The following is an 18,341-nucleotide window of genomic DNA, read 5'->3' on the forward strand; positions in this document are numbered from 1 at the left end:
GCCCGGTCCCATTCCGAACCCGGAAGCTAAGGCCACCTGCGCCGATGGTACTGCACTCGACAGGGTGTGGGAGAGTAGGACACCGCCGGAACATCCTTCACGATAGGGGACCCAGATTCTGGGTCCCCTATCGTCGTTTCAGCACCTTTGCGTGCTGGATCGCGTCGACGCATACCAGCCCCAGCGTCGGCGCGTGGTTGAATTTATGGGGCGAGACCATCCGCGTACGTCTAACAACAGCTCTGCGTTGTCGGCCGCTACGGACTCAGAAAGGGATCACCGTGTCGGAACAGAACGACGATCGGAAGTCCTTCCGACGCGGCGAGGGATCCGAGCGCCCGTCCCGTGGCGGCGCGCCCGAGGGCCGCTCGTCGCAGAACCGCTCCGGCGGCGATCGTTCCGGCGGCAACCGCGGCTCCGACCGCGGCGGCTTCAACCGACGCAGCGACTCCAACGACTCGAACGACCGTGGTGGTTTCCGCCGCGGCGGCGACTCGGGCAACCGCGGTGGCTCCAACGACCGCGGCCAATCCGGCGACCGTGGCGGCTTCAACCGCGGCAGTGGCTCCGGTGACCGCGGCGGTTTCAACCGCGAGGGTGGTTCGGGCGACCGTGGTGGTTTCAATCGCGGCGGTGGCTCGGGTGACCGTGGCGGCTTCAACCGTGGCGGCGGCTCGGGCGAACGCGGCAATTCCAGTGACCGTGGCGGTTTCAATCGCGGCGGTGGTTCGGGCGATCGCGGTGGCTTCAGCCGCGGCGGTGGTTCCGGCGACCGTGGTGGATACAACCGCGAGGGTGGTTCGAACGATCGCGGTGGTTTCAATCGCAGTGGCGGTTCGGGTGACCGTGGCGGCTTCAACCGTGGCGGCGGCTCGGGCGATCGTTCTGGTTCCAGCGATCGTGGTGGTTTCAGTCGCGGCGGTGGCTCGGGTGACCGTGGCGGATTCAATCGCTCCGGTGGTTCCGGTGATCGCGGTGGTTTCAACCGCGAGGGTGGTTCCGGTGATCGCGGCGGCTTCAGCCGTGGTGGTGGCTCCGGTGACCGCAGCGGGTTCAACCGCAGTGGCGATTCGGGCAGCCGCGGTGGTTTCAACCGAGGCAGCGGCTCCGGCGGTGGCTACAACCGGCGTGACGATTCAAGCGAGCGTGGCGGTTTCAACCGCGGCGGCGATACCAACCGTGGCGGTTTCGACCGTCGCGATGACGCAGGTGAGCGCGGCGGTTCCGACCGCGGTGGCTTCAAGCGCAGCGGCGACTCCGCTCCGCGCGGTGGCTCGGATCGCGGCGGCTGGAATGATCGGGGCGACGACCGCCGGCGCGGTGGCGAGGGCGCCAAGACGGGCGGCGGCCGGTCCCTGGACCGCAAGCCTCCCCGCCCCGAGGAGCCGGATCTGCCGGACGACGTCCAGGCCACCGACCTCGAACTCGCGGTGCGCCGCGACCTGCTGAGCCTGGACAAGGGCAACGCGGAAACTGTGGCACGCCACCTGGTGATGGCCGCCCGCCTCATCGATGACGACCCGGGCCTGGCGCTCGCCCACGCGCGTGCGGCGCGCCAGCGCGCCGGTCGCATCGCGGTAGTTCGCGAAACCGCGGGCGTCACCGCCTATCACGCGGGCGAATGGGCGGAAGCGCTCTCCGAGCTGCGCACCGCCCGCCGCATGTCCGGCGGCTCCGGTCTGCTCGCGGTCATGGCCGACTGCGAACGCGGCCTCGGCCGCCCCGAACGCGCCATCGAGCTGGGCCGCAGCGACGAGGCCCGCGCCCTGCGCGGTGACGAGGCCATCGAGCTCCGCATCGTCGTCGCGGGCGCCCGCATGGACCTCGGCGAATACGACCAGGCCGTGGTCACCCTGCAAACCTCCGACCTCGATCCGGCCCGTACCGGCTCCGCCTACGCCCGCCTCTTCTACGCCTACGCCGACGCCCTGGTGGCCGCGGGCCGCACCGACGAGGGCCTCACCTGGTTCCTCAACGCCGCCTCCGCCGACCTCGACGGCGAAACCGACGCCGAAGACCGCGCCGCCGAACTGACCGGCGACTAGCCACTCATGATCAACGTGCACTGATCTCGGCATCGCGTGACTGACGCCGACCATCAATGCACGTTGATCATGGTGGTTGGGCCGCGGGATCGCTGCGGCGCATGGAGGCAGTGTCAGTCGGCGAACAACTCGTCGCTGGTTGTCGCGGTGATGGCGCGATCGAACCACCGCTCGAGCAACTCCAGATCGGTCGTAGCCGAGATCCGGCTCCGAGTCTCCTCGGATACCGCGATCCCGCGTCGGGACAGGACCCGAAGTGCGTCTGCCGCGCGCATTTCGGCGCGCCCTTGGTTCATGCCTTTGATGATTCCCTCGGCAAGCCCCTCGGTACGCCTTCGGCGCGAAGCTTATTGGAGGTTTCCGAGCGGAAGAACGACAGGTCCATGGACATCAGTTTCCTCCGGTGTTCGACGGCTGGGTGGTTGCCGAGGCCTAGTTCGGTCAGTTCGGCGAAACGCTGTGTTCTTGGATTTCGCCGGCGGCTCGGAGTGCTGCGGCGAGTGTGTCCAGTGTCGCGATGATGTTCGGCTCGTTGATATGGGTCTCGCGGTGATCGGCCCAGTAGACGGGGGAATGGTCGGCATCGGGGAGGGCGGGAAGACGCCGCCGGATACGTGTCAGAGTGCTGGCGTAGGGTCGGATGGCTTGGAAGAGCACGTGGCCCGGCAGGGTGTCGGGCGATGACATGGAGAGTGGTGTGACGCGGTTACGGGATCGCTATGAGGCGTTGCTGCTCGATCTGGACGGGACTCTGTATCGGGGTCCGGTAGTGATCGAAGGTGCGCCGGAGGCGTTGGTCGCCGGGGCGGATTCGGGTGCGGCGCAACGGCTTGTCTATGTGACGAACAATGCGAGCCGTGGTCCGGACGTGGTGGCCGAGCATCTGGTCGAGTTGGGTTTTCCCGCGACGACCGACGATGTGGTCACCAGTGCGCAGGCCGCGGCGCGACTGCTGGCCGAGCGGCTCGAGCCCGGCGCGCAGGTGCTGGTCGTCGGTACCGATGACCTCGCCGCGGAGGTGACCAGGGTGGGGCTGCGGCCGATCCGCCGGTTCGACGGTGTCGCGCCCGCCGCTGTGGTGCAAGGACATTCGCCGCAGACCGGCTGGCCGGACCTGGCCGAAGCCGCTTACGCCCTGCGCGCGGACGCGCTGTGGGTGGCCGCGAACACCGATAAGACCTTGCCGAACGAGCGTGGCCTCGCGCCGGGCAACGGCGCCATGGTCGCGGCGCTGCGCACCGCGTCCGAACGCGAGCCGATGGTGGCGGGCAAACCGTTCGCACCCTTGATGGAGGACGCGCTGGTCCGCGCGGGCTCGCGCAGCGCGCTGGTCGTCGGCGATCGGCTCGACACCGATATCGAGGGCGCGAATCGCGTTGGCCTTGAATCGTTGTTGGTGCTCACCGGCGTCAGCACCCTGGACGAATTGAAGGACGCACCGGCCGATCTGATCCCCACCTACGTGTCCGAATCCCTGGATGCGCTGAACCACCCACCGATGGACAGCGAAACCCCAGCGAACCCGGCCGATATCGCCGACCTGACGGACCGGTTGCGGCGCAACCCGGGACGGGCCGTGCGGGTACGCGCGTCTGGTTCGGAAATCCGATAGCGTTGAGCACACGATGACTACTCCGATCCCAAGCCCGAATGGACCAGGTACGCCAGGACCCCGCCCCGGGGTGCCGCTGCCTGGGCAGCATCTGCCTGCCGCGCCGGAGCCTGCCGATCCGGAGCGGATCCGCTCGGAGATCGACGCCCTGCTGGTCGAGCTCGGTTCGCGCAGTGGAGCCACCGCGGAGAGCGCCGAGGCGGGTGTCGACCTCACCCGGCGCGCCCGCATCCTGGAGCAGGCACACGAGGTGCTGGTTCAGGCCCTGGCGACGGTGGACAAGATCTGAGGTGGCCAGGCGCGCGCGGGTGGACGCCGAACTGGTTCGCCGCGGATTGGCGCGATCGCGAGAACATGCGGTCGAGCTGATCGGTGCGGGCCGCGTCCTGATAGCTGGAACGGTCGCGGTGAAACCGGCGACCGCGATCGAGGCGGGTACCCCGCTGATCGTGCGCGAGGAGCCCGACGAAGTGTCGTGGGCCTCGCGCGGTGCGCACAAACTGCTCGGTGCGCTCGAGGCGTTCGAGCCGGAGGGGTTGACCGTCGCGGGTAAGCGCTGCCTCGACGCGGGCGCGTCCACCGGTGGCTTCACCGATGTGCTGCTGGCGCGTGAGGCCCGCGAGGTGGTGGCCGTCGATGTCGGTTACGGCCAGCTGATATGGCGACTACAGAACGACGAGCGGGTTCGGGTTTTCGACCGCACCAACGTTCGTTCCCTCACCCCGGAGACGATCGGCGGCACGGTCGAGCTGGTAGTCGGCGATCTGTCGTTCATCTCGCTGAATCTGGTGCTGCCCGCGCTTGCCGCGTGCACCGCGCCGGGCGCGGATCTGCTGCCGATGGTGAAGCCCCAGTTCGAGGTCGGTAAGGACCGCATCGGTGCCGGTGGTGTGGTGCGCGATCCGGCGTTGCGCGCCGAGACGGTGCGCGATGTCGCGGCGGCCGCCGCCACGCACGGGCTGCGTACGGTCGGCGTTGTGGCCAGCCCGCTGCCCGGCCCGTCGGGCAATGTCGAATACTTCTTGTGGCTGCGCAAAGCCGCCGAAAAGATCGAATACGACGAGGAGCGGATCGTTGCCCTCGTCGAGCGTGCGGTTGAGGAGGGTCCACAGTGAACGCGCCGAAGTCCGGCCGGGAGATTCTGCTGGTGTCGCATCCCGGGCGGGCGGAGATCATCGAAACCGCCCATCGGGTGGCGAAGATCTTCGCGGACGCAGGCATCGGGCTGCGGGTGCTCGCCGACGAGGCGGACAGCACCCGGTTCGAATGCGAGGATCCGAGCAAGAATGTGCTCGCGGTGGCCGAGCCCGGCGGATATCCGGCCAGGGTGGTGCCGCACGACCAGGAGGCGGCGGTCGGCTGCGAGCTGGTACTGGTGCTCGGCGGTGACGGCACCTTCCTGCGCGCCGCCGAACTGGCCAGGCCCGCCGGGGTGCCCGTGTTGGGTATCAACCTGGGCCGCATCGGGTTTCTCACCGAGGCCGAATCCGAACATCTCGATGACGCGCTGGCGCAGGTGGTGCACGGCGATTACCGCATCGAGGACCGGATGACCATCGACGTGAACGTCCGGGTGGACGACGAGGTGGTCGAGACCGGCTGGGCGTTGAACGAGGCGAGCGTCGAGAACGCTTCGCGGATGGGCGTTTTGGAGCTGGTGCTGGAGGTGGACGGGCGCCCGGTTTCAGCGTTCGGCTGCGACGGCATCCTCATCTCGACCCCGACCGGTTCGACCGCGTACGCGTTCTCCGCGGGTGGCCCGGTGGTGTGGCCGGAGCTCGAGGCGCTGCTGGTGATTCCGAGCAACGCGCACGCGCTGTTCGCCCGGCCGCTGGTGACGAGCCCGGACTCGCGGATCGCGGTCGAATCCGTTGCGACGGGTCATGATGCGATAGTTTTCCTGGATGGCAGGCGCACACTCGAGCTGCCGCGTGGTAGCAGGCTGGAGGCGGTTCGCGGTGCGCAACCGGTGCGCTGGGTGCGGTTGGATTCCCAGCCGTTCGCGGACCGGATGGTGCGCAAGTTCCAATTGCCCGTGACAGGCTGGCGTGGCCGGCAGCGAACGGAGAGCACACGTGCTGACAGAGATCAGGATTGACGGCCTTGGCGTCATTTCCACGGCCACCGCGCAATTCCACGAGGGGCTGACCGTACTCACCGGCGAGACCGGTGCGGGTAAGACCATGGTGGTGACCAGCCTGCACCTGCTCAGCGGTGCGCGGGCGGATGCGGGCCGGGTCCGGCTCGGTGCGGCGCGTGCGGTGGTGGAGGGCCGCTTCACCGTCGACGATGTGAACGACGATGCCCGCGCCGAGGTCGCGCAGGTGCTGGAATCGGCTGCGGCCGAACAGGATGACGACGGCAGCGTGATCGCGATCCGCACGGTCGGCAGTGACGGTCGTTCGCGTGCGCATCTGGGTGGGCGCGGCGTGCCCGCTTCGGTGCTCGCCGATTTCACCGCACCGCTGCTGACGGTGCACGGCCAGAACGATCAGTTGCGGTTGCAGCGCCCCGATCAGCAGTTGAGCGCACTGGATCAGTTCGCCGCCGACACCATCGGGCCGCTGCTGCGCAAGTATCAGGTGCACCGGCGTTCCTGGTTGGACGCGCGCACCGAGCTCATCGAACGGACCGCGCGCAGTAGGGAACTCGCGCTGGAGGCGGATCGGCTCAAGCATTCGCTGGCCGAAATCGACGGTATCGCACCGGAACCCGGTGAGGATGTGCGCATCGTCGACGAGGTGCGCAGGCTCAGCGACCTGGATTCGCTGCGCGAGGCCGCCGCGACCGCGCACGACGCGCTGGCGGGTCCGGCGGATTCTCCCGAAGCAGGTTCCGGCGCACTGGAATTGCTCGGCGCCGCCCGCGCCAGGATGGATTCGGCGGAGGATCCCGCGCTCAGCGCGCTCGCGCCGCGGCTCGGCGAGGCGATCGCCGTTGTCGTGGATCTCACCGCGGAGCTGAGTGGCTATCTGGAGGATCTGCCGTCGGATCCCGGCGCGCTGGATTCGCTGCTCACCAGGCAGGCCGAGCTGAAGACGCTGACACGCAAGTACGCGCCCGATATCGACGGGGTGATCGCGTGGGCCGATGACGCGCGCTCGCGGCTGGATTCGCTCGACGTGTCCGAGGAGGCGCTGACGAAGCTGGCCGCCGAGGTCGATATCGCGGCCGAGCGGGTGCGGGAGTCGGCGCGCAAACTCAGCACCGCGCGCGGCAAGGCCGCGGGTAAGCTCGGTTCGGCCGTCAGCGCCGAATTATCCGGTCTGGCAATGGGAAAGGCGCGGCTCGAGGTCGAGGTGCGGCCGCTGCCCGCGGGTCCGCAGGATTCCGCGCCCCTGTCGGTGGATGGAAAAGAGTTGCACGCCGGTTCATCCGGTGTCGACGAGGTGGAGTTCCGGCTGTCGGCGCATTCGGGTGCGCAGTCGCTTCCGTTGAGCAAGAGCGCATCCGGCGGTGAGTTGTCGCGGGTGATGCTGGCGCTGGAGGTGGTGCTCGCGAGTTCGGATCACGGCGCGACGATGGTCTTCGACGAGGTCGACGCCGGCGTCGGCGGCCGGGCCGCCGTCGAGATCGGGCGCAGGCTGGCACGATTGGCGCGCACCCATCAGGTGATCGTGGTGACGCATCTGCCGCAGGTGGCCGCGTTCGCCGATACGCACCTGGTTGTCGACAAGTCCGATGACGGAAAAGGCAAGGTGAACAGCGGAGTTCGCGCGCTGACCAAGGATGAGCGGGTCATCGAGCTCGCCCGCATGCTGGCCGGCCTCGACGACACCGAGACCGGCCGCGCACATGCCGAGGAGCTGCTGGACACCGCGCACACCGAGAAGTCGGCGGTGGCTACGGCCTGATCGTGCTACCGGCAGAGCGGCGGGTTCAGCGCAGTCCCTTGCGCGCTCCGTTGAGGAACTGGGTGATCAGCTGCTTCAGTCCGAGCTCGAGCACCTTCGCGGGCACGGGCAGCTTCGGATCGGATTCCATCGTGTACGACACCTTGGTCCCGCCGTCGGCATCGCTGAACACGATGGTGCCGACGTGCCGCTTCACCGGCGCGCCCTTGATGATCTTGTAGACCATCTTCTCGTTCGGTACCAGCTCGGTGATCTCCTCGGTGATACCGACGCCGCGAAACCCGAACACATGCTGCGCCCCGACGCTGTGCGTTTCGGTCAGTCCCGGCTTCTTCAGCGTGACCTGCAGCGGCAGATACGGATCGATGCCCTCGCGTTCGACGAAGAACCGGTAGACGACGTCGCGCGGCGCGGCAAAGACCGCGTCGACTGTGGTGCTGGCCATGAGTGTCTCCTCCACGAGTTACCTGTGACCGGCAGCATATAGGTACCGGCCGTCGGGTCTGGTCGCTGCCGCGCGTTCCGGTGTCCGATTCGCGGCTTTTCTTCGAGACCGTGCGGTAGGATTCGCTCCTGTTCTGCTCTGGGGAGGAAAGCTATGGGTGGGCCGAACTATCAGCCACCGCAAGATAATTCGTGGCAAACCGGGTGGGGTGCGCCGCCGCCGGGCTATCCGGTACGGCCGCCGCGCACCAACGTATTGGCGATCGCGTCCCTGGTCCTCGGTGTGATCGGTGGCTGCCTGCTCGCGGTCCCGCTCGGCATCGTCGCTCTGGTGCAGATCAACAAGAGCGGAGATCGTGGCCGTGGCTTGGCGATCGGCGGCCTGGTCGCCTCGGGGGCATGGCTGTTGATCGCGGTGCTCCTCGTCGCGACGGGGACGCTGCGCGGAGCCCTCGAAGTCAACCCGACGGTGATCGTCGAGCAGCCGCTGTCGACGACGACTCGCGGTGGCGCCGTCGGCGTGAACGAGGTGCGTGTGGGCGATTGCCTCGACGGTCTGCGCGCGGGCTCGCGGACGGTGACCGTGGCGCCGTGCGAGCGGCCGCACGATGCCGAGGTGATCATCGGCTTCGACCTGCCCGCGGGCACATGGCCCGGTGCGGAGGCGGTCCGCATGCGGGCGACGGACGGCTGTGAGGCGAAGCTGCGCGAGGTGCTGCGAACACTTCCGTCCCCCAGGGACTTCCAAGTGGTGGCCATCCATCCGGACGATGCGCAACGCTGGCTCGCGAGCCGTTTCGTGCGCTGCGCGGTGCGTGACCCTGCGGGCGCCAAGCTGATCGGCAAGATTCCGCGTTAACGCTCGGTCCCAGCCCGTCGGATCGGACAAACTGCCCGAAACATGGTGCTGGGAAATATCACAGTGACGAATGGGGCTGCTGATACGGCGCGCCTCCACCAGTGGTTGAGGGTTTCCGCCCATGATCGGGCGTATGAAGATGCTGGCCTTGTTGTCGAAGAGCACCGAAACGCTGCCCGGGCTATCCGGGATAGCCCGGGTCGACCGCAACACCAGGCGTCTGCTCAAGCGCGTCGGCCCCGGTGATGTGGTGGTACTCGACGAGATGGATCTGGACCGGGTCACCGCCGACCGGCTGGTGGAGGCCGGTGTGATCGCGGTGATCAACACCTCGCCCTCGATTTCGGGCCGCTACCCGAATCTCGGCCCGGAAGTGCTGGTGGCCAACGGGATCCTGCTGCTCGACACGGTCAGCTCGGATGCCTTCTCCAAGATCAAGGACGGCGCCAAGGTCCGCATCGACGAATGCGTCGTCTATGCCGACAAGGTGACCAAGAAGGAGCCGGAGGTCCTGGTCGAGGGCATCGAGCTCACCGAATCGACCATCGCCGACCGGATGATCGAGGCGCGCAACGGCCTGGCCGATCACCTGGAGGCGTTCGCGGGCAACACGATCGAGTTCATCCGCACCGAGAGCGCGCTGCTCATCGACGGCATCGGCGTACCGGAGCTGGAGCTGACGATGCGGCACCGGCACGTGGTCGTGGTGGCCGACGGCACCGATCACGCCGAGGATCTCAAGCGGCTCAAGCCGTTCATCAAGGAGTACGCCCCGATCATGGTCGGCGTCGGTCGCGGCGCCGACACCCTGATGAAGCAGGGCTACCGGCCCGACCTCATCGTCGGCGATCCGGACGAGATCACCACGGCCACACTGAAATGCGGCGCCGAGATGATCCTGCCCGCCGACACCGACGGGCACGCCAAGGGCCTCGAGCGCATCCAAGATCTCGGGATCGGCGCGACCACGTTCCCGTCCTCGGGCGCACCCGCCGACCTGGCGCTGCTGCTGGCCCACCACCACGGTGCGTCGCTGATCGTCACCGCGGGCGCCGCCGCGTCGCTGGACGATTTCTTCGACCGCGGCCGCCGCGACAGCAATCCGGCCACCTTCCTCACCCGGCTCAAGATCGGCACCAAGCTGATGGACGCCAAAGCCGTTGCCACGCTGTACCGCAACCGGGTGTCCGGCGCGGCGATCGCGCTGGTTGTGCTCGCCGCGCTGATCGCGGTGATCGTGGTGCTGCTCGCCTCCAACACCGGCGGCGATGTCCTCGATTGGGGCCTCGACACCTGGAATCGGTTCACCGTGTGGGCGCAAGACGCCATCCAGCGGAAGTGAGAAGCATGATTTCGATACGCCAGCACGCCATTTCGATCGCGGCGATCTTCCTCGCGCTCGCCATCGGCGTGGTGCTCGGCTCGCAGACGCTGGCGGCCGATCTGCTGTCCGGGCTGCGCGCGGACCGCTCCGGCCTGCGCCAGCAGCTCGACATCACCTCGGCGCAGAACCGCCAGCTCGTCGACCAGCTCAACGCCGCGGACCGGTTCATCGCCGGCTCGTCGGCGCGCATCCTCGGCGGCACGCTGGCCGAGCGTTCCGTCGTCGTGTTCACCACCCCGGACGCCGAACCCGCCGATGTGGAGGGTGTCACCAAGGCGCTCGAGACCTCCGGCGCCGCGGTGACCGGCCGGATCGCGCTCACCGACGCCTTCCTCGATGCCACCGAGGGCGACCGGATGCGCACCACGGTGACGAACGTGATTCCGGCGGGCGCGCAGTTGCGCACCGGCGCGGTCGATCAGGGCAGCCTGGCGGGTGATCTGCTCGGCCTGGTGCTGCTGCTCGATCCGGGCAACGGCCAGCCGCGCAGTACACCGCAGGAACTCGGGCTGGTGCTGGAGACCATGCGCGGCGGCGGATTCCTCGCCTACGGCGACACTCCCGTGCGTCCTGCCCAGCTCGCGCTCGTGGTGACCGGCAACGGCGCGAAATCCGCCGAGAACAACCAGGGCGCGAACATCGCCAGGTTCACCGGCGCGCTGCGCGGGCGCGGTGCGGGCGCGGTGCTCGGCGGTCGGGCCGGTGCGGCCGACGCGCCGGGACCGATCGCGGTCGTGCGCTCCGATGCCGCGCTGGCCGGGGCCGTGACCACCGTCGACAACCTGGATCGGGAGATCGGCCGGGTGACCGCGGTGCTCGGGCTGACCGAACAGCTCAACGGCGGCGCGGGACGATACGGAACCGCGGCCAAGGCGACCTCACTCACAATCGCGGCCGCGCCGCGCTGATCGCGGCCCAGTCACCACATAGCTATCGTGCGTGGCGTTCGATCTGGACGCCTGATCCGTGTTACCGTGAAGACCCGTGGGTCATACACGGAATCAGGCGCGAACGGTCACGAAGCACATCTTCGTCAGCGGTGGAGTCGCCTCCTCTCTTGGTAAGGGTCTTACCGCCTCCAGCCTCGGACAGCTGCTGACGGCGCGTGGACTGCGGGTCACCATGCAGAAACTCGACCCGTATTTGAATGTCGATCCGGGCACCATGAATCCGTTCCAGCACGGAGAGGTGTTCGTGACCGAGGACGGCGCCGAGACCGATCTCGACGTCGGTCACTACGAGCGGTTCCTCGACCGGGACCTGTCCCGCGACGCCAATGTCACCACCGGGCAAATCTATTCGACGGTCATCGCCAAGGAGCGTCGCGGTGAATACCTCGGCGATACGGTGCAGGTGATTCCGCACATCACCGACGAGATCAAGAACCGCATCCTCGCGATGCAGGGCCCGGATCTGCAGGGCCAGGTGCCCGATGTGGTGATCACCGAAATCGGTGGCACCGTCGGCGATATCGAATCGCAGCCGTTCCTCGAGGCGGCCCGGCAGATCCGTCACGACGTCGGCCGGGACAACGTGTTCTTCCTGCACGTCTCGCTGGTGCCCTACCTCGCCCCCTCGGGTGAGCTGAAGACCAAGCCGACTCAGCACTCGGTGGCGGCGCTGCGCAATATCGGTATCCAGCCCGACGCGCTGATCCTGCGCTGCGATCGTGAGGTGCCGCAGGCGCTCAAGAGCAAGATCGCGCTGATGTGCGACGTCGACGTCGACGCGTGCATCTCGACCCCGGACGCGCCGTCCATCTACGACATCCCCCGGGTGCTGCACCGCGAGGGCCTCGACGCGTACGTGGTGCGCAGGCTCGGCCTGCCGTTCCGCGACGTGGACTGGACCGTGTGGGGCGATCTGCTCGAGCGGGTGCACTCGCCGCGCGAGATCGTCGAGGTGGCGCTGGTCGGCAAGTACGTCGACCTGCCCGACGCCTACCTGTCGGTCACCGAGGCGCTGCGCGCGGGCGGTTTCGCCTCGCGGGCCAAGGTGCAGATCCGCTGGGTGCCCTCGGACGAGTGTGAGACCGAAGCGGGCGCGCAAACGGCGCTGCGCGATGTGGACGCGGTGCTGATCCCCGGCGGCTTCGGCATCCGCGGCATCGAGGGCAAGGTCGGCGCCATCCGCTACGCGCGCACCCGCGGCATCCCGCTGCTCGGCCTGTGCCTAGGCCTGCAGTGCGTGGTGATCGAGGCGGCCCGCTCGGCCGGTCTGACCGAGGCCAGCTCGGCCGAATTCGATCCGGACACACCGCATCCGGTCATCTCGACCATGGCCGACCAGCAGCAGGCCGTGGCCGGTGAGGCCGATCTCGGCGGCACCATGCGCCTCGGCGCCTACCCGGCGACGCTGAAGAAGGGGTCGGTGGTCGCGCAGGCCTACGGCAGCGAGCAGGTTTCCGAACGGCACCGGCACCGCTACGAGGTCAACAACGCCTACCGCGACAAGATCGCCAAGAGCGGGCTGAAGTTCAGCGGCACCTCGCCGGACGGGCATCTGGTCGAGTTCGTCGAGCTGCCCGCCGACGTGCACCCGTTCTTCGTCGCCACCCAGGCGCATCCCGAGCTGAAGAGCCGGCCGACCCGCCCGCATCCGCTGTTCGCGGCGCTGATCGCGGCGGCGCTGAAATACAAGCTGGCCGAACGGCTTCCGGTCGACATCCCGGGTGAGGAACTCGCGAGCGCGGACCAGAGCTCCTAGTGCGTGCGCGTCGCGAGCGGACCGGTCGTTCGCTCGCGACGCCGCCGGGACCCATGGTCGGCGAATGCGGGCCACCGAGTGTGGGTATAGCGTGCTCGAAGTGGGGTTGCAGCAGAGTGTCAGTGAGGTGCGGTCGTGAATGAGAACGAGGCAGCCCCGGGCAGCCACGACTTCGAGATCGTGTCCAGCGAAACCGTCTACAGCGGCGCCATTCTCGCGCTGCGGCTCGATCAGGTCGCCATGCCCGGCGGCAAGGTCGCCGAGCGCGAGATGATCGAGCACCATGCCGCGGTCGCGGTCGCGGCGATCGACGAGAACGACGAGCTCGTGCTGATCGACCAGTATCGCCACCCCATCGGCGGCCGTCTGCTCGAGCTGCCCGCCGGCCTGCTGGACATACCCGGCGAGGATCCGCTGGCGGCGGCCAAGCGCGAACTCGCCGAGGAGACCGGGCTCGGTGCCAGGGACTGGTCGGTACTCGTCGACGTGGCGCTCTCACCCGGATTCACCGATGAGGCGCTGCGCGTCTATCTGGCGCGTGGCCTGTTCGAGGTCGAGCGGCCCGAACCGGAGCACGAGGAGGCCGATCTGCGGGTGGTGCGCATGCCCGTCGGCACGGCGGTGCGCGCGGCGCTGGCGGGGGAGATCGTCAACGCGACCGCGGTGGCGGGCGTGCTCGCCCTCGCGGCGGCCAGGGCGGACGGCATCCCGCTGCGTTCGCCCGACGCGCCGTGGCCGGGACAACCCACCGCGTTCCTGCGCCGTAAGGCGCGGCAACGGTCCGCGGGCTGACGGGTGCTCGCGCGGGAGATCGACGCCTATCTCGACCATCTCGCGGTCGAGCGCGGTGCCGCGCGCAACACCCTCGGCGCGTATCGGCGTGATCTGGAGCGCTATCGGAACTTCCTCGGGGGGCGCGGTATCACCGGGCTCGACGGGGTGGCCGAGGCCGATGTCAGCGAGTTCACCATGGCGCTGCGTTCCGGCGGACCGGAACATCCACCGCTCGCGGCGAGTTCGGTGGCGCGTGCGCTGATCGCGGTGCGCGGCCTGCACCGGTTCGCGGCGGCCGAGGGCATCACCGTCACCGATGTCGCGCATGCGGTGAAACCGCCGACCCCCGGCCGCAGGCTGCCGAAAGCGCTGCCCTACGAACAGGTCCTGCGGGTGCTCGAGGCCGCGGGCGGGTCCGAGGTCGGCGCCGACGGCGGACCGCGCGGCCTGCGCGACCGTGCGCTGCTGGAGCTGCTGTATTCGACGGGTGCGCGGATCTCGGAGATGGTCGGCCTCGACGTCGACGATCTGGATACCGAGGAGCGCGCGGTTGTCTTGCGCGGCAAGGGCGGCAAGCAGCGCATGGTGCCGATCGGCAGGCCCGCGCTCGCCGCGGTCGACGCCTACCTGGTGCGCGGCCGTCCGATGCTCGCGGCGAGCGGCAAGGGCACCGCGGGTGCGCTGTTCCTCAACGCGCGCGGCGGACGGCTGTCCAGGCAGAGTGCCTGGCAGGTCCTGCAGACCGCGGCCGAGCGCGCAGGCATCGGCGCGACCGTCTCGCCGCACACCCTGCGGCACTCCTTCGCGACGCATCTGCTCGACGGCGGCGCCGATGTGCGTGTGGTGCAAGAACTTCTGGGCCACGCCTCGGTGACGACCACGCAGATCTACACCCTGGTCACCGTCAACACCCTGCGCGAGGTCTGGGCCACCGCGCACCCGCGCGCCCGCTAGCCGAGCGGTTCCGGGCATGCCGAAGTGGTGATGACGCGTTCCACTTCGGGCCCGATTAGGCCGTATGCCAGACGATCCAGCGAATTCACGGAAAACTGGTGTCGCGTGTCCGAGCGTGGGTCTTGTGCTCCGAAGCGGTAGCGTCTAACGAGAGCTGGACCGTACGAGAGCGAGGTCGGGCCTGATCGGCTTCGCTACGCTCGGCGAGGCAACGGGCAGGAACGTATAAGGAGCAGCGGATCGTGACGACAGCCGGTGCGGCACAGCCGCCGATGGGTGGTCCCCGAGGTCCGTACTCGGAGGCCGCAGCGGAAACGTTGTGGGGCAACGGGGCGGAACCTGTGCCCGAGGATGCCACCCTCGGCCCGACGGGACGGCCATTGCGGCTCGTGCCCGACCCGCCGCCCGTGGATCGGCACGGCGACGCGTTGGTCGTCGCCATGTGCAACCAGAAGGGCGGCGTCGGCAAGACCACGTCCACCATCAACCTCGGCGCGTCCCTGGCCGAGTACGGGCGGCGCGTACTGCTCGTCGACCTCGACCCGCAGGGCGCGCTGTCGGCGGGACTGGGTGTGGCGCACCACGATCTGGACCAGACCGTGCACAACCTGCTCATCGGGTCCAAATGCTCCGTCGACGACGTGCTGATGAAGACGCGCGTGGAGAACCTGGATCTGCTGCCGAGCAATATCGATCTGTCGGCGGCGGAGATCCAGCTGGTCAACGAGGTGGGCAGGGAGCAGTCGCTGGGCCGTGCGCTGGAACCGATCAAGGATCGCTACGACTACATCCTGATCGACTGCCAGCCCTCGCTCGGTTTACTCACCGTGAACGCGCTGGCCTGCGCGGACGGTGTGATCATTCCGATGGAATGCGAATACTTCTCGCTGCGCGGGCTCGCATTGCTCAACGACACCGTCGAGAAGGTGCGCGATCGGCTGAACCCGCGGCTGAGCCTCTACGGCATCGTGGTCACCATGTTCGACGCGCGGCTACTACATTCCCGGCAGGTGATGGCCCGCGTCGTCGAGGTATTCGGCGATCTGGTCTACGATACGGCGATCTCGCGGACCGTCCGGTTCCCCGACGCCAGCGTCGCGGGCGAGCCCATCACCACGTGGGCGCCCAAATCCGGTGGGGCCGAGGCATACAGGGCGATGGCGCGGGAAGTCATCCACCGGTCGGGCCGGTGATCGCGGCCGACCTCGGAGAGCTGAACGCGGCAAGCGAGACTGTCAGTGTGCACAGCGACGCGCGGCCCGTGGATCCCGCGCCGGACGAACCCCCGAAGGCGTCCGGCTTTCACCTGACGCTGACCAACTTTCAGGGGCCGTTCGACCTGCTGCTCACCCTGATCAGTTCGCGCCGCCTCGACGTCACCGAGGTGGCGCTGCACAAGGTGACCGACGAATTCATCGCCTACACCAAGGCGCTGACCGCGAGCATGGTGCAGGAGAGCGCGCTGCGCGCGGACAAGATCCTCGACCAGACCACCGAATTCCTGGTGGTCGCCGCGACACTGCTCGACCTGAAGGCGGCCAGGCTGTTGCCGTCGGGCGAGATGACCGACGCCGAGGATCTCGAACTGCTCGACGCCCGCGACCTGCTGTTCGCCCGGCTGCTGCAGTACCGCGCCTTCAAACAGGTCGCCGAGCTACTTGGCGAGCTGGAGGCCGCGGCGCTGCGGCGCTACCCGCGCGCGGTCGGGCTGGAAGATCGCTATGCCGACCTGCTGCCCGAGGTTACGCTGGGTGTTGACGGCAACGAGTTCGCCGCGATCGCGGCCACCTGCTTCCGGCCGAAGCCGAAACCCAGGGTCGGTCTCGATCATCTGCACGCGCACGCCATCTCGGTCGCCGAGCAGGCGGCACTGGTGCTCGAACAACTCAAGCTGCGCGGCCCCGGCGGCTGGACCACCTTCGGCGAACTGGTCGCCGACTGCGATGCGCCGATCGAGATCGTCGCCCGCTTCCTGGCACTGCTCGAGCTGTACCGGGGCAAGACGATCGAGTTCGATCAGCCCGACCCGCTGGGTCCGCTGTCGATCAGCTGGCTCGGCGAGCTCGACCCGAACGCACCGGCACCGACCGTGACCATCGAGGAGGACTACGGGTGAGTGGGCAGAAGTTGAGCCCCGCGCAGGCGATCATCGAAGCGGCCCGGGCGTCGGCGGTCGCGGAGGCGAGGGCGGCCTCGGCGAGCGTCGCGGTGTCCGAGGTCGGCGACGAGCTGGCGACAGACACGGCGTCGGCGGACGGCCCGATCACGGTGGCCGATGCAGATGTGGCTGCGGTGGACAACGCCGTTGCGGCGGCCGACTCGGTCCTGTCGGATGACGAGGCCTCGGTGGCGGACGTGGTCGCTGCGGGGGACGATCCGGTTTCGGTGACGGACACGGCCTCGGCGCGGGACTCGGGATCGCTGTCCGCGGCGACCTCGGCGGCAGACCTCGACGTGGCGGGAGACCGTGGTTCGGCGGATCGGGACTTGGCCGACGACCTGGCCTCGAGGGCGGCGTCCGGCTCGACTCCGGCCCCTTCCTCGGCGACAGAGACGGGTTCGGTGGGCGCGGTCGACCTCGACGAGACCACCAGGGGCGACGAGCGTGAGACGGTCGCGAAAAGTGTCGCCGAGGACGCTGATGACGAGTCCGATGACGACACAGTGGCGGAGTTCACCCTCGAGCCGCTGGCGGACGATGAATTCCGGTCGGCGTTGGAGGCGATGTTGCTCGTCGTGGATGCTCCGGCCCCGGTAGACCTGCTTGCCGACGCGCTCGGGGACACCGCGCGGCGGGTCGAGTCGGCGCTGCGGGAGATGGCGGCGGAGCTGTCCGCACGGGGCAGTGGCATCGATCTGCGTTTCGTGGGGGACGGCTGGCGCTTCTATACTCGCAGCGAGTATGCGCCGTATGTGGAACGGATGCTGCTCGACGGCGCCCGGTCGAAATTGACCAGGGCGGCACTGGAAACTCTGGCGGTGGTGGCCTACCGTCAGCCGGTGACCCGGACCAGGGTCAGCGCGGTGCGCGGCGTGAACGTCGACGGCGTGATGCGGACCCTGCTGGCGCGGGGACTGATCGCCGAGGCGGGTGTCGACCCGGAAACCAACGGGACGCAGTACTGCACCACCGAACTGTTCCTGGAACGGATCGGGCTCGCGTCGCTGACCGACCTGCCACCACTGGCGCCCCTTTTGCCGGGCGTCGACCTGATCGATGAGATCAACGAGAGCCTGGATACGGATCCCCGTTACACCAGGATGAAGAAACCCGCCGAGGCCGATTTGGACCTCGGCACCGAGGACTGACAGGACAAAATGAATACGCCCGCTCGCCGAGATGGCACACCGGATCGTAGAAAACGCAGCGACCAGCCCACCAGGGGCGGCGCAGGCCGAGACGCAGGCGCACGCGGCGCCCGTCCGGCACGAGGGGAAAGCACCCAGCGCGGGGGATCGCAGTGGGGTGGCGCCGAACGCGGTAACTCGCGCGGCGGCTACCGCGGCTCCGCTCAGGGTGAGGACGGCTATCGCGGAAACTCCCGCAGCGGCTCCGGCCAGCGCGGTTCTTCGCAGGGCGAGGGCGGTTATCGCGGTTCGTCGCAAGGTGAGAGCGGTTATCGCGGTTCGGGTTCCGGCTCGCGTGGTGCTTCGCAGGGCGGCGGCTACCGCGGCTCCTCGCAGGGCGGTTCCGGTTATCGCGGTTCCT

17 protein-coding genes, 1 rRNA gene and 1 pseudogene are annotated in these 18,341 nt (G+C 68.5%); 16 read left to right on the forward strand and 3 right to left on the reverse strand.

What is annotated here, in order from left to right:
• Positions 1-91 (forward strand): 5S ribosomal RNA (gene rrf / locus ACIG5A_RS24980); the annotation flags it as partial.
• A gap of 931 nt (positions 92-1,022) precedes the next feature.
• Positions 1,023-2,045 (forward strand): annotated as a pseudogene (locus ACIG5A_RS24985) (hypothetical protein); the annotation flags it as partial.
• 113 nt (positions 2,046-2,158) lie between these two features.
• On the opposite strand, the gene ACIG5A_RS24990 reads toward ACIG5A_RS24985, so the two are convergent.
• Positions 2,159-2,341 (reverse strand): hypothetical protein, encoded by a 183-nt coding sequence (locus ACIG5A_RS24990; protein ID WP_397244024.1) that lies wholly within the window; start codon positions 2,339-2,341, stop codon positions 2,159-2,161.
• A 145-nt stretch (positions 2,342-2,486) separates the two neighbouring features.
• Positions 2,487-2,732, reverse strand: a complete 246-nt coding sequence (locus ACIG5A_RS24995; protein ID WP_397244026.1) for a hypothetical protein — start codon at positions 2,730-2,732, stop codon at positions 2,487-2,489.
• Positions 2,733-2,742: 10 nt separating this feature from the next.
• On the opposite strand from ACIG5A_RS24995, the gene ACIG5A_RS25000 reads away from it, so the two are divergent.
• From ACIG5A_RS25000 to recN, 5 genes are all read left to right on the forward strand, one after another.
• The gene (locus ACIG5A_RS25000) at positions 2,743-3,657 is read left to right on the forward strand and encodes an HAD-IIA family hydrolase (RefSeq protein ID WP_397244028.1); all 915 of its coding nucleotides are present in this window, start codon (positions 2,743-2,745) and stop codon (positions 3,655-3,657) included.
• A 70-nt stretch (positions 3,658-3,727) separates the two neighbouring features.
• The gene (locus tag ACIG5A_RS25005) at positions 3,728-3,946 is read left to right on the forward strand and encodes a hypothetical protein (RefSeq protein ID WP_397244030.1); all 219 of its coding nucleotides are present in this window, start codon (positions 3,728-3,730) and stop codon (positions 3,944-3,946) included.
• A 1-nt stretch (position 3,947) separates the two neighbouring features.
• The gene (locus tag ACIG5A_RS25010; protein ID WP_397244032.1) at positions 3,948-4,772 is read left to right on the forward strand and encodes a TlyA family RNA methyltransferase; all 825 of its coding nucleotides are present in this window, start codon (positions 3,948-3,950) and stop codon (positions 4,770-4,772) included.
• The gene (locus ACIG5A_RS25015; protein WP_397244034.1) at positions 4,769-5,755 is read left to right on the forward strand and encodes an NAD kinase; all 987 of its coding nucleotides are present in this window, start codon (positions 4,769-4,771) and stop codon (positions 5,753-5,755) included. The genes ACIG5A_RS25010 and ACIG5A_RS25015 overlap by 4 nt, the downstream gene beginning before the upstream one ends.
• Complete coding sequence (gene recN, locus ACIG5A_RS25020) at positions 5,733-7,511, forward strand: DNA repair protein RecN (protein WP_397244036.1); 1,779 nt, start codon at positions 5,733-5,735, stop codon at positions 7,509-7,511. Before ACIG5A_RS25015 ends, recN begins: the two co-directional genes overlap by 23 nt.
• Positions 7,512-7,536: 25 nt before the next feature.
• On the opposite strand, the gene ACIG5A_RS25025 is transcribed toward recN, so the two are convergent.
• Positions 7,537-7,956, reverse strand: a complete 420-nt coding sequence (locus ACIG5A_RS25025; RefSeq protein WP_397244038.1) for an SRPBCC family protein — start codon at positions 7,954-7,956, stop codon at positions 7,537-7,539.
• Positions 7,957-8,109: 153 nt separating this feature from the next.
• Between ACIG5A_RS25025 and ACIG5A_RS25030 the strand changes: the two genes are divergently transcribed.
• From ACIG5A_RS25030 to scpB, 9 genes are all read left to right on the forward strand, one after another.
• Positions 8,110-8,814 carry a DUF4190 domain-containing protein gene (locus tag ACIG5A_RS25030; RefSeq protein WP_397244040.1) on the forward strand — a complete coding sequence of 235 codons (705 nt, stop codon included), beginning with the start codon at positions 8,110-8,112 and terminating at the stop codon, positions 8,812-8,814.
• Between the two features lie 133 nt (positions 8,815-8,947).
• On the forward strand, positions 8,948-10,156 hold the full coding sequence (gene steA / locus ACIG5A_RS25035) for a putative cytokinetic ring protein SteA (protein WP_397244042.1): 1,209 nt from the start codon (positions 8,948-8,950) through the stop codon (positions 10,154-10,156).
• Between the two features lie 5 nt (positions 10,157-10,161).
• Entirely contained in the window at positions 10,162-11,106 is a 945-nt protein-coding gene (locus tag ACIG5A_RS25040) for a copper transporter (RefSeq protein ID WP_397244044.1), read from the forward strand.
• A 76-nt stretch (positions 11,107-11,182) separates the two neighbouring features.
• On the forward strand, positions 11,183-12,904 hold the full coding sequence (locus ACIG5A_RS25045; RefSeq protein ID WP_397244046.1) for a CTP synthase: 1,722 nt from the start codon (positions 11,183-11,185) through the stop codon (positions 12,902-12,904).
• A 135-nt stretch (positions 12,905-13,039) separates the two neighbouring features.
• Positions 13,040-13,696: an NUDIX domain-containing protein gene (locus tag ACIG5A_RS25050; RefSeq protein ID WP_397244048.1), complete on the forward strand. Its 657-nt coding sequence runs from the start codon at positions 13,040-13,042 to the stop codon at positions 13,694-13,696.
• 3 nt (positions 13,697-13,699) lie between these two features.
• Positions 13,700-14,632 carry a site-specific tyrosine recombinase XerD gene (gene xerD / locus ACIG5A_RS25055; RefSeq protein WP_397244050.1) on the forward strand — a complete coding sequence of 311 codons (933 nt, stop codon included), beginning with the start codon at positions 13,700-13,702 and terminating at the stop codon, positions 14,630-14,632.
• Positions 14,633-14,904: 272 nt separating this feature from the next.
• A complete protein-coding gene (locus tag ACIG5A_RS25060) occupies positions 14,905-15,825 on the forward strand; it encodes a ParA family protein (RefSeq protein WP_397245880.1) in 921 nt (306 codons plus the stop codon).
• 47 nt (positions 15,826-15,872) lie between these two features.
• Positions 15,873-16,748, forward strand: coding sequence for a segregation and condensation protein A (locus ACIG5A_RS25065; protein WP_397244052.1), 876 nt, complete (start codon positions 15,873-15,875; stop codon positions 16,746-16,748).
• 548 nt (positions 16,749-17,296) lie between these two features.
• Positions 17,297-17,941 (forward strand): SMC-Scp complex subunit ScpB, encoded by a 645-nt coding sequence (gene scpB, locus ACIG5A_RS25070; RefSeq protein WP_397245882.1) that lies wholly within the window; start codon positions 17,297-17,299, stop codon positions 17,939-17,941.
• The last annotated feature ends 400 nt before the right edge of the window (positions 17,942-18,341 follow it).

This window comes from Nocardia sp. NPDC052566 (assembly GCF_044547285.1).
Taxonomy (GTDB): Bacteria; Actinomycetota; Actinomycetes; order Mycobacteriales; family Mycobacteriaceae; genus Nocardia.

Coding starts and splice junctions, on each gene's coding strand:
- ACIG5A_RS24990 (WP_397244024.1), bottom strand. CDS start 2,341: ATGAACCAAGGGCGCGCCGAAATGCGCGCGGCAGACGCACTTCGGGTC.
- ACIG5A_RS24995 (WP_397244026.1), bottom strand. CDS start 2,732: ATGTCATCGCCCGACACCCTGCCGGGCCACGTGCTCTTCCAAGCCATC.
- ACIG5A_RS25025 (WP_397244038.1), bottom strand. CDS start 7,956: ATGGCCAGCACCACAGTCGACGCGGTCTTTGCCGCGCCGCGCGACGTC.
- ACIG5A_RS25030 (WP_397244040.1), top strand. CDS start 8,110: ATGGGTGGGCCGAACTATCAGCCACCGCAAGATAATTCGTGGCAAACC.
- steA (WP_397244042.1), top strand. CDS start 8,948: ATGAAGATGCTGGCCTTGTTGTCGAAGAGCACCGAAACGCTGCCCGGG.
- ACIG5A_RS25040 (WP_397244044.1), top strand. CDS start 10,162: ATGATTTCGATACGCCAGCACGCCATTTCGATCGCGGCGATCTTCCTC.
- ACIG5A_RS25060 (WP_397245880.1), top strand. CDS start 14,905: ATGGGTGGTCCCCGAGGTCCGTACTCGGAGGCCGCAGCGGAAACGTTG.